General features: G+C 71.3%; 14 protein-coding genes. 7 read left to right on the top strand and 7 right to left on the bottom strand.

Annotated features, from left to right (window positions below):
• Positions 1–5 precede the first annotated feature (5 nt).
• On the top strand, positions 6–476 hold the full coding sequence (locus Cba03nite_RS26435) for a type II toxin-antitoxin system PemK/MazF family toxin (protein WP_203751501.1): 471 nt from the start codon (positions 6–8) through the stop codon (positions 474–476).
• Positions 477–540: 64 nt separating this feature from the next.
• Here Cba03nite_RS26435 and Cba03nite_RS26440 read toward each other — a convergent pair whose 3' ends face one another.
• The 3 genes from Cba03nite_RS26440 to Cba03nite_RS26450 all read right to left on the bottom strand — a co-directional run bounded on the left by Cba03nite_RS26440 (position 541) and on the right by Cba03nite_RS26450 (position 2,951).
• Positions 541–1,569: an adenosine deaminase gene (locus Cba03nite_RS26440; RefSeq protein WP_203751504.1), complete on the bottom strand. Its 1,029-nt coding sequence runs from the start codon at positions 1,567–1,569 to the stop codon at positions 541–543.
• A gap of 203 nt (positions 1,570–1,772) precedes the next feature.
• Positions 1,773–2,567 carry a trans-aconitate 2-methyltransferase gene (locus Cba03nite_RS26445; RefSeq protein ID WP_203751611.1) on the bottom strand — a complete coding sequence of 265 codons (795 nt, stop codon included), beginning with the start codon at positions 2,565–2,567 and terminating at the stop codon, positions 1,773–1,775.
• A gap of 180 nt (positions 2,568–2,747) precedes the next feature.
• Positions 2,748–2,951 carry a cold-shock protein gene (locus Cba03nite_RS26450; protein ID WP_120320032.1) on the bottom strand — a complete coding sequence of 68 codons (204 nt, stop codon included), beginning with the start codon at positions 2,949–2,951 and terminating at the stop codon, positions 2,748–2,750.
• A 334-nt stretch (positions 2,952–3,285) separates the two neighbouring features.
• On the opposite strand from Cba03nite_RS26450, the gene Cba03nite_RS26455 reads away from it, so the two are divergent.
• From Cba03nite_RS26455 to Cba03nite_RS26465, 3 genes are all read left to right on the top strand, one after another.
• Positions 3,286–4,632 carry an ABC transporter substrate-binding protein gene (locus tag Cba03nite_RS26455; RefSeq protein WP_203751507.1) on the top strand — a complete coding sequence of 449 codons (1,347 nt, stop codon included), beginning with the start codon at positions 3,286–3,288 and terminating at the stop codon, positions 4,630–4,632.
• A gap of 91 nt (positions 4,633–4,723) precedes the next feature.
• On the top strand, positions 4,724–5,743 hold the full coding sequence (locus tag Cba03nite_RS26460) for a carbohydrate ABC transporter permease (RefSeq protein WP_203751510.1): 1,020 nt from the start codon (positions 4,724–4,726) through the stop codon (positions 5,741–5,743).
• Complete coding sequence (locus Cba03nite_RS26465; RefSeq protein WP_203751513.1) at positions 5,740–6,699, top strand: carbohydrate ABC transporter permease; 960 nt, start codon at positions 5,740–5,742, stop codon at positions 6,697–6,699. Before Cba03nite_RS26460 ends, Cba03nite_RS26465 begins: the two co-directional genes overlap by 4 nt.
• Before the next feature lie 68 nt (positions 6,700–6,767).
• On the opposite strand, the gene Cba03nite_RS26470 is transcribed toward Cba03nite_RS26465, so the two are convergent.
• A complete protein-coding gene (locus tag Cba03nite_RS26470; protein ID WP_203751516.1) occupies positions 6,768–7,523 on the bottom strand; it encodes an SDR family NAD(P)-dependent oxidoreductase in 756 nt (251 codons plus the stop codon).
• Between the two features lie 229 nt (positions 7,524–7,752).
• Between Cba03nite_RS26470 and Cba03nite_RS26475 the strand changes: the two genes are divergently transcribed.
• Together Cba03nite_RS26475 and Cba03nite_RS26480 are read left to right on the top strand one after the other, a co-directional pair.
• Positions 7,753–8,352, top strand: a complete 600-nt coding sequence (locus Cba03nite_RS26475; protein WP_203751519.1) for a GNAT family N-acetyltransferase — start codon at positions 7,753–7,755, stop codon at positions 8,350–8,352.
• Between the two features lie 795 nt (positions 8,353–9,147).
• A complete protein-coding gene (locus Cba03nite_RS26480; protein ID WP_203751522.1) occupies positions 9,148–10,506 on the top strand; it encodes a GH1 family beta-glucosidase in 1,359 nt (452 codons plus the stop codon).
• Between the two features lie 90 nt (positions 10,507–10,596).
• Here the strand turns inward: Cba03nite_RS26480 and Cba03nite_RS26485 are convergent, their stop codons facing one another.
• The 3 genes from Cba03nite_RS26485 to Cba03nite_RS26495 all read right to left on the bottom strand — a co-directional run bounded on the left by Cba03nite_RS26485 (position 10,597) and on the right by Cba03nite_RS26495 (position 13,521).
• A complete protein-coding gene (locus Cba03nite_RS26485; RefSeq protein WP_203751525.1) occupies positions 10,597–11,964 on the bottom strand; it encodes a serine/threonine-protein kinase in 1,368 nt (455 codons plus the stop codon).
• A 98-nt stretch (positions 11,965–12,062) separates the two neighbouring features.
• Positions 12,063–12,962, bottom strand: a complete 900-nt coding sequence (locus Cba03nite_RS26490; RefSeq protein WP_203751528.1) for a Gfo/Idh/MocA family protein — start codon at positions 12,960–12,962, stop codon at positions 12,063–12,065.
• A 31-nt stretch (positions 12,963–12,993) separates the two neighbouring features.
• Positions 12,994–13,521, bottom strand: coding sequence for a hypothetical protein (locus tag Cba03nite_RS26495; protein ID WP_203751531.1), 528 nt, complete (start codon positions 13,519–13,521; stop codon positions 12,994–12,996).
• Between the two features lie 273 nt (positions 13,522–13,794).
• On the opposite strand from Cba03nite_RS26495, the gene Cba03nite_RS26500 reads away from it, so the two are divergent.
• On the top strand, positions 13,795–14,931 hold the full coding sequence (locus Cba03nite_RS26500; protein ID WP_203751534.1) for a lytic polysaccharide monooxygenase: 1,137 nt from the start codon (positions 13,795–13,797) through the stop codon (positions 14,929–14,931).
• Positions 14,932–14,952: the final 21 nt, after the last annotated feature.

Below are 14,952 nucleotides of genomic sequence, written 5' to 3' on the forward strand. Positions count from 1 at the left end.
CGATCATGTGGCAGCTCCTGACGACCCTGGCCGTCCTCGCCGCGCTCGCCGTCGCCTGGTGGCTGCTGCGCGCCCGCACCCGCCCGAAGGCAGGCCCGGCCGGCAAGCGCCCGCCCGCCCGGCCGGTGCCCCGCGCGCCGAAGGCGGACAAGGCGCCGAAGTCCGGGCCGCAGCCCGGTGAGATCTGGTGGGCCGACGTGCCCTACGAGGACGGCACCGGCTCCAAGGTGCGCCCGTGCGTGGTGCTGCGGTTCAAGCGCGGCGCGTACGAGGTCCTGAAGATCACCAGCCAGGACCAGCGGCACCGCACCGACCACATCGAGATCCCCACCACGACCTGGGACGCCGACGCCGACCACAACAGCTTCCTCGACCTCAGCGACCCGATCACGATCTCGACCCCGGCCTTCTCCAACCGGGCCGGCTCGCTCGACACCGTCGTCTGGCGCAAGGTCCGCACCCTGCACGGGGTCTGACTTCCGGCTTCCCCCGGCTCTCGCCCTGCGGCAGGTGCAGCAGGGCGAGAGCTTCGAGCACGGGTCAACTGGCCGTCGCCGCGTAGGCGTCGATCTCGGCCAGCAGAGCGGACTTGACCTGGCCGCTCGCAAAGGAGTGGCGCACGCCCTGCCGGGCCAGCTCGGCCACCCCGGCCGCATCCAGGTCCAGCAGCTTCGCCGCCACCAGGTACTCGTTGTTGAGGGTGGTGCCGAACATCGGCGGGTCGTCGGAGTTGACGCTCACCGGCACGCCCGCCGCCACCAGCTTCGCCAGCGGGTGCTCGGCCAGGTCCGCCACGGCCCGGGTACGCAGGTTCGACGTCGGGCACACCTCCAGCGGGATGCCGTGCTCGCCGAGATACTCCAGCAGCGCCGGATCCTCGGCGGCGAAGATGCCGTGGCCGATGCGCTCGGCGCCCAGCTCGCGGATCGCGTCCCAGACCGTCTGCGCGCCGGTGGTCTCCCCGGCGTGCGGCACGCTGCGCAGCCCGGCCGCGCGGGCGGCGTCGAAGTACGGCTTGAACTGCGGCCGCGGCACCCCGATCTCGGGCCCGCCTAGGCCGAAGCTGATCAGCCCGTCCGGCCGCTGGTCCAGCGCGATGCGCAGGGTCTGCTCCGCCGACGGCAGCCCGGCCTCACCCGGGATGTCGAAGCACCACCGCAGCACCAGGCCGAACTCCTTCTCCGCCTCCCGCCGCGCGTCCTCGATGGCCTCGCAGAACGCCTCCGCCGGGATGCCCCGCGCGACGCTGGAATACGGCGTGACGGTCAGCTCGGCGTAGCGCACCTGCTGCGCGGCCAGGTCCTGGGCCACGCCGTAGGTCAGCGTGCGCACGTCCTCGGCGTCGCGGATCAGGTCGACCACGCTCAGGTACACCTCGACGAAGTGCGCGAAGTCGGTGAAGGTGAAGTACTCGGCCAGCAGGGCCGGGTCGGCGGGCACCGGGCTGCGGCCCTCGTGCCGGGCGGCCAGCTCGGCCACGGTCCGGGGCGACGCGGAGCCCACGTGGTGCACGTGCAGCTCGGCCTTGGGCAGCCCGGCGATGAAACCAGCAAGATCGTCACTAGCCATGCGGGCACCCTACCTCTCCGTACCCGATCATTCGCTACCGGTCACCACCCGCGCGCGGCCACGCGCGGCCACGCGTGGCCACGCCAAGATCGTCCAACTTGCCTGGCACACGGGCGTATCTTGGGCGCGCATTCGCCCAAGTGCCAGGCAAGTCGGACGATCAAGCGCCGCGCGAGGGCCCGCGCCGCCGCGCGCGGCGGGGGTCAGTGGTTCGCGGGGGTGCGGTGGCCGACGGCGAAGACGCGGCGGAACGGGAAGTCGACCACGTCGCCGTGGGCCGGGTACGCGGCCGCGAGCTGCGGTTCCAGCTCGGCGCAGAACGCCGCCCAGTCGCCTTCGGACAGCAGCGCTCGCACGGGGCGCAGGGCGGTGCCGGACAGCCAGGTGAGCACCGGGTGCGGGCCCCCGGTCACCGGCAGCTGGTGCAGGTAGGTGGTCTCCCACACGTCGGCCGCGCAGCCGGCGTCGCGCAGCAGCCGGGCGTACTCGGCCGGCTCGGGCACGCCGCGCACCTGCTCGCCGACGACGCCGAGCCGGTCCGCCCAGCGCGGCGACAGGCACAGGTCACGCAGCGCCTGGTGGGCGGGGGCGTCATGGTTGCCGGGCACCTGGAGCCCGAGCCAGCCGCCCGCGGGCAGCTCCCCCGCCCAGACGCTGACGAGTTCCTCCTGGCCGGGCACCCACTGCAGCACGGCGTTGGTGACGACCACGTCCGTCTCGGGGCCGGGGCGCCAGTCGCGTACGTCACCCACCGCGTAGTCGACCGGGCCGTCCGCGCCCTGGTCGGCGACCGCGCGCTCGATCATCTCGGCCGAGGAGTCGATGCCCCGCACGGCCGCCCCGGGCCAGCGGGCGGCGAGCGTCGCGGTGAGGTTGCCGGGGCCGCAGCCGAGGTCCACGACCTCGCGCGGCTTGTCCGCCCGTACCCGCGCGAGCAGGTCGGCGAAGGGACGGCCGCGCTCGTCGGCGAAGCGCAGGTAGGTGTCCGGGTTCCACATGGCGTCCTCCATCGCAAACCGTACGTCCGTCTTGTTTACGATAACGCCTGCGGGCTCCGGACAGCAACGAGCCCCGCATACAGGGCAGGATGCGGGGCTCGGAGCGCTCCAGCGCGCCGTGCGGCAGCGCGGAACGACAAACGGGCCGGTCCGAGACCGGCCCGTAAGGTGTCGGGGAGATCAGAGCGGGCGAACCGCGTCCGCCTGCGGGCCCTTGGCGCCCTGCACGATCTCGAACTCCACGCGCTGGTTCTCCTCGAGGCTGCGGAAGCCGCTGGCCTGGATCGCGGAGAAGTGCACGAAGACGTCAGCGCCACCACCGTCGACGGAGATGAAGCCGAAGCCCTTGTCGGCGTTGAACCACTTGACGGTTCCCTGAGCCATTTTCACCAATTCCTTGCGCAAAACGAACCGCTCCGCACACCTCGTGCGGGGGCTGGCCACTTGAGCAGCGGCACCTGCGGTCCTCTCAGGGAGGGCAACGCGAGCAGACCACTTACACAAAAACCGCCGCCAGTGTAGCCCAGACGATCGCGCCGTGGGGGGCCGGGATGATCGTCACATCACGTGCAGGGCTGGTTTCCGAATCGTTACGAACCTTACTGTTGTCAGCGCTGGACAGTTCGAGATCGAAAGCGCTTGCATAACTTGCGTCACCTTGCGGTAGTCCGTCACCCAGTGGGCTGCGCTCCGACACAGTTACGAGGAGGAAACTCCAATGGCATCCAACAGACAGCGGCGTCTGCTCGCGCTCTCCGGAGCGGTGGCGCTGGCGCTCACCGTCGCGGCGTGCGGTGGCAGTTCCGGCGGCACCTCCGAGGGCAAGCTGGACACTCCCGAGTGCGCGGCGTTCGCGGACTACACGGGCATCGCCGGCGAGACGGTCACCATCTACTCCCCCATCCGTGACGCCGAGGCCGGACTGCTCGAGCAGGCGTGGGCCAAGTTCGCCGACTGCACCGGCGTGAAGATCGAGTACGAGGGCAGCGGCGAGTTCGAGGCTCAGCTGAAGGTGCGCGTGGCGGGCGGCGACGCCCCGGACCTCGCCTTCATCCCGCAGCCGGGTCTGCTGGAGTTCTTCGCCAAGGGCGGCAAGCTCAAGGCCGCCGGTGAGAAGACCAAGGCCATGGCCACCCAGAACTTCGCGCCCGACTGGCTCAAGTACGCCACGATCGACGGCACCCTGTACGGCGCCCCGCTCGGCGCGAACGTGAAGTCCTTCGTGTGGTACTCCCCCTCCCTGTTCAAGGAGAAGGGCTGGAAGATCCCGCAGACGTGGGACGAGATGATCACGCTGAGCAACACGATGGCCGCCGCCGGCATCAAGCCGTGGTGCGCGGGCATCGGCTCCCAGGACGCGACCGGCTGGCCGGCCACCGACTGGATCGAGGACGTGCTGCTGCGTGAGCAGGGCCCGGACGTGTACGACCAGTGGGTCGCGCACACGATCCCCTTCAACGACCAGCGCATCGTGTCGGCGACCGACCGGGTCGGCTCGATCCTGAAGAACGAGAAGTACGTCAACGGCGGCATCGGCGGCGTGAAGTCGATCGCCACCACCACCTTCCAGGACGGCGGCCTGCCGGTCGTCCAGAAGAAGTGCGGCATGCACCGCCAGGCGTCCTTCTACGCCAACCAGTGGCCGCAGGGCACCAAGGTGGCCGAGGACGGCGACGCGTTCGCGTTCTACCTGCCGGCGATCGACCCGGCCAAGGGCAAGCCGGTGCTGGGCGGCGGCGAGTTCGTCGCGGCGTTCACCGACGGCGACGCGGTGCAGGCGGTGCAGACCTACCTGGCCAGCGCCGACTTCGCCAACAGCCGGGCCAAGCTGAACAACTGGATCTCCGCCAACAAGGGTCTGGACGTGGCCAACGTCGCCAACCCGATCGACAAGGTGGCCGTCGGCATCCTGCAGGACACCGGCGCGGTGTTCCGCTTCGACGGCTCGGACCTCATGCCGGCCGCCGTGGGCGCGAACTCCTTCTGGAAGGGCATGACCGACTGGATCAACGGCAAGGACACCAAGGCGACCCTCGACTTCATCGAGGCCAGCTGGCCAAAGTGAGGCCGTAGTTGATCTACCTACGCCGTGTGGGCTCCGATCCGGGGCCCACACGGCGTAGTCTTCCTCCCGACCGGCCCCCTAGGAGAACCGCGTGAGCTTCGACTTCACCGCCGAAGGCCCGAAGTTGATGATGCTGGTGTACGGCATCGTCGCCTTCGCGGCCGTGGTGGGCTTGTTGCTGCTGGTGCTGGACGTGCTGCCGAGCCACAAGGACCGCTGGGTGGCGCTCGGCCTGCTGGCCCCCGCCGGTCTGCTGCTGCTGGTGGGCCTGATCGTGCCCGCCGTGCGCACGCTGATCCTGGCCTTCATGGACGCGGACTCCGACGAGTTCGTGGGCCTGGACAACTTCATCTGGATGTTCACCGACAAGAACTCCGGCATGCTTCCCGACTTCGGCGCCGATCCCGTCCAGTACGGCGTGCTGCTGAGCACCTTCCTCTGGGTGCTGCTGGTGCCGACGGTCTCCACCTCGGTCGGCCTCGTCTATGCCGTGCTGGTGGACCGGGCCCGCTTCGAGTCCTTCGCCAAGTCGCTGATCTTCATGCCGATGGCCATCTCGTTCGTGGGCGCCGGCATCATCTGGAAGTTCGTGTACGAGTACCGGCAGGAGGGCGCCCCGCAGATCGGCCTGCTGAACCAGATCGTGGTCGCGTTCGGCGGCACCCCCCAGCAGTGGCTGCTGGACGGCCCGTGGAACACGCTGTTCCTGATCGCGGTGATGGTGTGGATCCAGGCCGGCTTCGCCATGGTCGTGCTGTCCGCCGCGATCAAGGCCATCCCGGCCGACATCGTCGAGGCCGCGCGCCTGGACGGCGTCACGCCGTGGCAGATGTTCTGGCAGGTCACCATCCCCAGCATCCGCCCCGCGCTCGTCGTCGTCATGGTGACCATCTCGATCGGCACCCTGAAGATCTTCGACATCGTGCGCACCATGACCGGCGGCCAGTTCGGCACCAGCGTCGTCGCCAACGAGATGTACACCTACTCGTTCCGCGCCGACGAGAACGGCAAGGGCGCGGCGCTGGCGGTGCTGCTGTTCGTGCTCGTCATACCCATCGTGATCTACCAGGTCAGGGTCGTACGCCGCCGCCGGCTGGAGGGAGCCCGATGAGCACGGGTACGGAAACTGTGGTGGCGGCTCCGGAGCCCGAGGTCCCCCGCACGGCGGCCGGGCGGGTGCGCAAGAAGCTGACCAGCCGCACCGCCAGCGCGGTATCGCTGGTGATCGCGCTGCTGTGGACCGTGCCCACGTTCGGCGTGCTGGTCTCCTCGATCCGCCCGGAGAACGAGATCAAGTCCAACGGCTGGTGGAACTTCTTCACCAACCCGCAGTTCACCTTGGAGAACTACAACCAGGTGCTGTTCGGGGCCCGTTCGGCGTCGGGCGGCCTGGCCGGATACTTCATCAACTCGCTGGTGATCACGATCCCGTCGGTGCTGTTCCCGCTCGCGTTCTGCTCGCTGGCGGCGTACGCGCTGGCCTGGACCCGCTTCCGCGGCCGCGACTGGGTGTACGTCGGCATCTTCGCGCTGCAGATCGTGCCGCTGCAGATGGCGCTGATCCCGCTGCTGTCGTTCTTCAACGAGGGCGTCTCGCTCGGCGGCGTCCAGGTGCTGCCCGCGTGGGACCTGGAGGGGCCGGGCAAGTTCATCACGGTCTGGTTCGCGCACACCTGCTTCGCGCTGCCGCTGGGCGTCTTCCTGCTGCACAACTTCATGGCGGAGCTGCCCGGCGACCTGGTCGAGGCGGCCAAGGTGGACGGCGCGAGCCACGCGAAGATCTTCCGGCGCATCGTGCTCCCGCTGATCGTGCCGGCGCTGGCCTCCTTCGGCATCTTCCAGTTCCTCTGGGTCTGGAACGACCTGCTGGTGGCCCTGATCTTCGCCCCCGGCCCGAAGAACGCCCCGCTCACGGTCCGCCTGGCCGAGCTGGCCGGCAACCGGGGCAACGAATGGCAGCGCCTCACCGCCGCCGCCTTCGTCTCGATCATCGTCCCGCTGACCGTCTTCCTCTCCCTGCAGCGCTACTTCGTCCGCGGCCTCCTCGCCGGCAGCGTCAAGGGCTGACCGTACGCAAGGAAGGGCACCTTCTTAACGCTCCGCGTATAAGAAGGTGCCCTTCTCAACCTGCGGGCTCAGCGGCCGAGGACCGAGCCGCCGTTGACGTTGATGATCTGCCCGGTGACGTACCCGCCGGACTCCCCCGCCAGCCAGCACACCGCCCCGGCGATGTCACCCGGCACACCCGCCCGCCCGACCAGCGTCTGCGCGACGCGGTCGGCGTGGCCCTGCGCGGTCATCCGGTCGCCGAAGAACTCCGTCTCGGCCACGTAGCCCGGCGACACCACGTTGGCCGTGGCGCCCTCCGGGCCGAGCCGCGCCGCGAGGTCCAGCACCCAGCCGTGCAGCGCCGCCTTGGCCGCCGAGTACGGCCCGCCACCGCCCCGCTGCGCCGCGATCGAGCTGAGCAGCACCACCCGGCCGCCGGGGCGGCGCAGCAGCGGCAGCAGCGCCTCGGTGAGCAGCACGGCGGTGAGCACGTTGGCGTCGAACGTGGCCCGCCACTGCCGCGCCACCGCTGCCAGCCCGTCACCGTCCCGCCCGATGAACCCGCCCGCGTTGTTGACCAGTACGTCCACGGTCCGGCCCGCCAGCTCGGCGGCGACCCGCTCGACCGTCTCCGGCTCCGCCAGATCGGCGGTGACGATGCCGACCTCCGCCCCGGTCGCCGCCCGGATCCGCTCGGCGCTGCGGGCCAGCACCTCCTCCCGCCGTCCGATCCCGACGACGTCGTATCCGCGCTCGGCCAGCGCGAGCGCCGTGGCCGCACCGATCCCGGTGCCCGCACCGCTGACCACCGCCAGCGGCCTTCCCTCCCCATGATCATTCATCCCTGCACCCTAACGCCCCTCCCCCCACCCCGCCGGTTGCCGCCGGGTGCCGGGTGCCGCGGACCAAGCGTTGATCATGAAGTTAGGGTCGCGACACGCCGTCGACCCGTGCCATAAGTTCATGATCAACGCAGCGAAGCGGCAGCGAAGCGGCGGCAGGGCGGGTGGCGGGCAGGGCGGGCCGAACGGGTGGGTGCGCGGGGCGGGTGGGTGGGGCAGGATGCGGGATGTGAGTGATGTTCGTGTTGCGGTGGCGGGGGATGCGGGGGCGCTGGCCGCCACGCTGGCGGAGGCGTTCGGGGATGACCCGGTGTGGTGCTGGATGGTGCCGCCGAAGGGGCGCCACGGGCGGCTGGAGCGGATTTTCGGGGCGCTGCTGCGGTATGCGATCCCGCGCGGCCACGTCTACACCACGGCGGACCGGCAGGCGGTGACCATGTGGGCACCGCCGCGGGAGTGGCGGCTGCCGACGTCCGCCGTGGCGCGGGCCGCGCTGCCGCTGCTGCGCGCCACGGGCAGCCGGCTGCCGCGGCTGCTGGGCCGGATGGGCGAGATCGACCGGCTGCACGAGCGCCAGCCCGCCGACCACTGGTATCTCGAGTTCATCGGCACCACCGACGCCGCGCGCGGCACGGGGCTCGGCTCGCTGCTGCTGGACGACGCGCTGACCCGCTTCGACGAGGCGGGCCTGCCCGTCTATCTGGAGTCCTCGAACGAGCGCAACCTCAGCTTCTACCGGCGGCACGGGTTCACGGTGACCGGCGAGCCGCCGATGCGCTCCGGCCCGCCACAGTGGACGCTGTGGCGCGACCCGCGCCCGGCGCGCTGACGACCCGGCCAAGGGCCTCACGACCGCACCCCGCCGGGGTTGATCGCGAGTTCGTGTCCAGACCTTCGCTCCAGCCGCACCTTCCGACACGAACCCACGATCATGGCGCGGCGGCCGCGTGGCCGGGCCGCGGTGGGCGTCGGCCGCAGATGGATCCCGGCCCTCCCGTACCCCGAGGCGTGTCAATGTGGAAACACGCCGGACACATCGGCGGCCTGCCATGGGAGCGCTTCCGCAGGTCGCGGCCGATTCGGTTAGCAGGCAAGGATTTCCTGGTGGTTGCCTGGAGATTCTGGAGCGGTGAAGGGTCTTCCCTCCGCGCTCAGTTGTCGCTATCGTTCCATCAAACGTCCATGGGAACGCTTCCACGGATGTTCATCAATGTAAGAATTCGTCCCGTCGATGGCCCGCCCGGACGCCATCGCCGGCCGCTCCCGAGGCGGTCGGTCGCCGATCTCCCTACGACCGGCGACCGACCTCCCTCCGGGTGCCGGAGAGGAGGTGAAGCTCGCGACTACGTCGCGTGCCAACGGCTCCCGCGCGTCACGCTGCCTCGTGACCCTGCCGCCCGGCAGGCACAGGGCGTGAGCACCCGATGGGGGCGGGGACTGCCCTTCCCCGTCCCCATACCAATCGGCATTCTCCGCCACATGGCTCATCAGCACCAGACTTGCGCCAGTATGCGAAAGTCAGAAACCACATCTCCACCCGTCACCGGGACAGGGACGACTGTACCCGATCATGGGAGCGTTCCCACCCATGATCAGTCCTTTTCCCAGTATTTGAGGAGCACCAATGCCAGGCAACACGCCGCAGCCGGCGCCCACATCGCTCGGTCTGCAGTTCCCCGACGGCTTCATCTGGGGAGCAGCCACCTCCGCGTATCAGATCGAGGGCGCGACCGCGATCGACGGGCGCGGTCCGTCAGTGTGGGACACCTTCTCCAGGAAGCCCGGCAAGGTTCGCAACGGGGAGACCGGCGACGTCGCCGCCGACCACTACCACCGCTGGGCCGACGACCTGGACCTGATCCGGGACCTGGGCCTGCGCTCGTACCGCTTCTCCATCTCCTGGCCGCGGGTCATCCCCGGCGGCCGCGGCCCGGTCAACAAAAAGGGCCTGGACTTCTACCGCCGCCTGGTGGACGGCCTGCGCGAGCGCGGCGTCACCCCGATGGTCACCCTCTACCACTGGGACACCCCGCACGAGCTGCAGGTGGACGGCGGCTGGGAGAACCGTGACACCGCCTACCGGTTCGCCGATTACGCGGCCGTGCTCGCCGAGGCGCTCGGCGACGCCGTGCCCAACTGGCTCACCCTCAACGAGCCCAAGACCATCGTGCAGAACGGGTATCTCTACGGCTCGCACGCCCCCGGCCACCGCAACCCCGCGGCGGCGTACGTGGTGGCGCACCACCAGCTGCTCGGACACGGCCTCGCGGTGCAGGCGATGCGCCCGCACCTGAGCGCGTCGACCCGCATCGGCCCGGCGCTGAACCTGCACCCGTGCTACCCGGCCGACGAGACCAACGAGGCCCGGGCGCGCACCATCCTGCACGACGGGTACGAGAACCGCCTCTACCTCGACCCGATCCTGAAGGGCGCCTACCCGCAGGACGTGCTCGACGACGTGGCGACGTTCTCCCCGATGCAGGAGCACATCAAGGACGGCGACCTGGACGTCATCGGCTCCCCCGTGGAGCTGCTGGCCGTGCAGTACTACTGCCCGCTGTACGTGACCGCCGACGGCCAAACGGTGCAGAAGCACCGCACCAGCGAGGCGTTCTGGCAGCAGATCTACCCCGAGGGCATGTACGACATCCTCACCCGCATCAAGAAGGACTACGGCGACATCGCGCTGACCATCACCGAGAACGGGCTGCCCACGCCGGACACGCTGGGCGACGACGGCACGGTGCGCGACGACGGGCGCATCGCCTTCCTGCGCGACCACTTCTCGGCGGCGCACCGGGCCATCACCGACGGGGTGAACCTGGAGAGCTACCACGTGTGGTCGCTGATGGACAACTTCGAGTGGGAGCAGGGCTTCGACCAGCGGTGGGGCCTGGTCTACGTCGACTACGCCGACCAGCGCCGCGTCCCCAAGGCCAGCGCGCACTGGTACTCCCAGGTGATCCGCGACAACGGCCTCTGACAGACCTCCTCGGCGGTGGGCGACCCGCGAGTCCACGCCGCCGGGTGACCGGGCCGGGTGACCGAAAGGTCCCCGGCCCGTACGTGTTTCTCAGGCCGACTTCGCGCGGGCCAGCGCCGCCACGTCGCCGCGCAGCCGCTCGCCCATCTCGGGACTCAGCGTGCCCTCCCCCACCCGCGAGTCGATCTTCGCGTACACCGACTGGATCTCCGCGTCCAGCGGCCGCCCGGTGGCGCGTGAGTTCGCCAGGTTGTTCACCAGGTTGCGCAGGTCCAGCGCCACATCGGAGCGCAGCCCCTGCTGCTCGGCCAGCGCGATGGTGGCCAGCGCGGCCGACTGCGCCTGCTTGACCGTCAGCGCGGCCGGTGATGCGCCGGGCGACGCGCTCGCGCTCGTCGCGGGCCGGGCCGACGGGGACGCCGCCGCGGACGGGCGAGCGGAGGCCGCGGCCGTGGGCGAGCCCGGCCCCTGCGCGCCGAAGCCCGGGGTGCTCGCGGGCGGGCTGGTCCGGGCCTGGCCCGGGTCGTCCGGCGAGTCGCGCAGCGGCAGCGCCCACGCCAGCACGCCCAGCCCCACCACCGCCGCCGTCCCGGCCGCCGCGGGCACCAGCCAGCGGCGCTGCGGCCGGGCCAGCGCGGCGCGCAGCACCCGGGCCGCCTCGGCGGCCACGGGCCGGGCCGACGGCTCACGCTGCAGGCACGCGGTCACCAGCTGGGCGACGGCACGCGGCAGCTCCGGCACCTCGGGCACCGGCGGCGGGCCGTGGTCGGCGGCCACGTCGTCCCAGCCGCGCACCCGGAACGGGGGGCGGCCGGTCAGCATCTCGTACAGCACCACGCCGAACGCGTACACGTCGGTGGCGGCCTCGGCGGGCATGCCGTCCAGCCGCTCCGGGGCGACGTACGCGGGCGTGCCGAAGCTGGCCCCGGTGCTGTCGTCGTCGGGCTCGCCGATGCGCGCGGCGATGCCGAAGTCCAGCACGGTGACCTGCTCGCCGTGCACCATCACGTTGTCCGGGGTGATGTCGCGGTGTACCACGCCGCGGCGGTGCGCCACCTCCAGCACCGTCGCGATGCGCACGCCGATGCGCACCGCCTCGCGCCAGGCCAGCGCGCCCAGCGCGATGCGGTCGGCCAGCGGCTCGCCGGCGACGAGCTGGAGCACGATGAGGGCGACCTCGCGGCCGTCGGGCGTGCTGGTGCGCACGAAGTCGTGCACACCCGCCACGTCGGGGTGGTTGAGCCGGGCCACCGCCCACGCCTCGCGCCGGGCCAGCTCGCGCAGCCGCTCGTCGCCGGACAGGCGTGGGTCCAGCACCTTCAGCGCGACCAGCCGGTCCAGCGTCTCGTCCCGGGCCCGCCAGATGACCGCCATACCCCCGGCGCCGATCCTGTCGATCAGGCGATACCGCTCGACCAGAAGGTCGCCGGCGCGCAGCGGGTAGCTGTAGTCGGTCATGAACGGCACGTTGCGGCATGATCAGCCGCGGTGTCAACGGTTTGCCCGGCAACGATTGCAGATCACTTGCCCGGTTCGGCCGCGACCAGCGGCGTCGGTCAGCGCACCGGGACCGTGCGTCCCTCCTCTTGGGACTGTTGCGCGGCGGCCAGCACGGCGACCACCTCACGGGCGAAACGCACGTCGCACGGGTGCTCCGGGCGGCCCGCGCGCACCTGGGCGAGCAGCTCGTCGATCGCGCGGCCGAACGCGGCGACCGGGTCGCCCGAGCCGCCGGGCAGGTCGAGGATCCCTGCCTCGCCCTGCAGCTGGTACTCGAACAGCAGCGCGGTGGGCGGGGCGTCCAGGGTCAGCATGAGCACGCTCACCGCGCCGCTTTCGTGCCGGGCCAGCACGTGGCTGGTGGCGTGCGCCCCGGCCAGCGAGGTCACCGCGGTCACCGGGCCGAGCACGGGCAGCAGCCGGGACAGCGCGTGCGGGCCCAGGTCCCACAGCCCGCCGTGCAGCCTGCGCCAGACCGAACCGGCGTACGGACCGCCCTGCGCGAAGATCGAGCCGTACATGATGACCCGGGCCGAGCTCCAGCCGCCCGCGGCCGCCGCCTCGTCCAGCGCGGCGGTCACCACCGGGTCGAAGCGGCCGGTGAAGAAGACCACGCTGGCCACGCCGGTGGCGTCGACGGCCGCGACGACCCGGTCGGCGTCGGCGACGGTGAGCGCGAGCGGCTTGTCCAGCAGCAGGTGGCGGCCGGCGCGGGCGGCCCGCTCGGCGATCGGGGCCTGCACGTCCGGCGGCAGCGCCACGGCGACGGCGTCCACGTCGGCGATGAGCGCGTCGGGATCGGCGTACGGCCGGGTGCCCAGGCGCTCAGCCAGCGCGGCGGCCTTGCCCGCGTCGCGGCCCCACACGCCCACCAGCTCCGCGCCGGGGTGGGCGACCAGCGCCGCGCCCTGCGTCTGCTCCGCCCAGTAGCCGGTGCCGAACAATCCGAATCGCATGGTGATCAGCGTAGAGGTGCGCCCGCGCGGATCAGGCTCCGGCCACCTCGTCGAGGTAGCGGCGCTGCAGCGCGGTCGGCAGCTCCTTGTCGCGGAAGCCGCTGAAGGCCCAGTCCTCGTACTGGTCGGGCAGCATGGCGGTGACCCGGTCGCGGTAGCCGAGCCCGGCCTGCGCGATGCGGACCACGGGCGGCTCGCCCAGCTCGACGACCACCGGGCCGGAGATGCGGGCCGCGAAGTCCCACGGCTGGCCCGGCTCACCCGCGGCGCACATGAAGTACGCGTACACCACGCGCACGTCCTCGATCCGGGTGGCCGTGGCGGGCTCGGTGCCCATGGTCTCGGCGGTGCACATGACGGTGTCCTCGGCGGCCACGTCGTGGCCGTGGGCGTGGTGCTCGGCCGGGGAGGACTCGGTGAGGATCGCGGCCACCCGCGCGGCGAGCGCGTCGTCGAGCCCGGCGGGCGCCGCGACCAGGCCCAGCACCGCCACCAGGGCCAGGGCCGCCAGCTCGGGCAGCACCCACCAGGCGTTGCGGCGCAGCGTGGTCATCGACACCGGCACATGCTCGCAAACGGGATGGCACGGCGCAATGGTTGCTTGACCGGTAAATCACATGGTGGAATGTCGATGCCGTGGTGCCGCGAGGGCATCCGTGGAGCGGACCGCGGCCAGCACGAGCCGCACGCACGCGACGGACCGTCCCCGACCCCTGTCCCCGGCCCCGAGGCCGCGGCAGGGGTGATCCCGCATGCGCAGCTCGGCACATTCCGTTCGCGACCTGGGGCTCGGCCCGGCGGCGGGTGTGTCCGTGCTGGAAAGGACAGCAGCATGAACAAGCTGAAGGCGGCCGCCCTCGCGGCCGCCGCCACGCTCGCCGCCGGCGTGGCGCTCACGATGATCAACGCCGGCCCGGCCGCAGCCCACGGGGCGATGCTCACCCCGGGCAGCCGCACCTACCTGTGCTACGTGGACGGCAAGTCCAGCACCGGCGAGATCCGGCCGACCAACGGCGCCTGCCAGAACGCGATGAGCGTGGGCGGCGCGCAGCCGTTCTACGACTGGTTCGGCGTGCTGCGCTCGGACGGGGCGGGCCGCACCCGCGGCTTCATCCCGGACGGCGCGCTGTGCAGCGGCGGCAACACCAAGTTCGCGGGCTTCGACGCGCCGCGCAGCGACTGGCCGCTGACCCACCTCACCTCGGGCGCGAACCACGCCTGGCGCTACAGCAACTGGGCCGCCCACCCGGGCTGGTTCTACCTGTACGTCACCAAGGACGGCTACAACCCCAACCAGGCGCTGACCTGGGCGGATATGGAGGAGCAGCCGTTCCTCAGCGTCGACCACCCGCAGATGAACGCCCCGGCGCCGGACGGCTACTACTACTGGAACGGCAACCTGCCCTCCGGTAAGTCCGGCCGCCACGTCATCTACTCCGTGTGGAAGCGCTCGGACAGCCAGGAGACCTTCTACGGCTGCTCCGACGTCATCTTCGACGGCGGCAACGGCCAGGTGACGGGCATCAACAACCCGCCCACCAGCCCGTCGCCGATCCCGTCGAACCCGACCTCGCCGTCGGCGTCGCCGTCCCGCTCGACCTCGCCGTCGCCGAGCGCGGCGTCCCCGCGGCCGAGCAGCCCGGCGCCGTCCACCCCGGCCCCGCCCACGCCGTCGATCTGCGCGGCGACGTACACCCAGACCAACAACTGGAACAACGGGTTCCAGGGGGAGATCAAGGTGACCGCGGGCGGCTCGATCAACGGCTGGACCGTGCGGGCCACCTGGCCCAACGGCCAGTCCGTGAACCAGAGCTGGAGCAGCACCTACACCAACGGTTCCGGGTTCACCACGTTCAAGAACGTGTCCTGGAACGGGTCGCTCTCCGCGGGCGGCAGCACCACCTTCGGATTCCTGGGCAACCACAGCGGGACCAACAACCCGCCGACGCTGACCTGTACGAGTCCGTGACGCTATGAACCGGTGGCGCCT

Origin of the sequence: Catellatospora bangladeshensis (assembly GCF_016862575.1) — a bacterium.
Classification (GTDB): Bacteria; Actinomycetota; Actinomycetes; order Mycobacteriales; family Micromonosporaceae; genus Catellatospora; species Catellatospora bangladeshensis.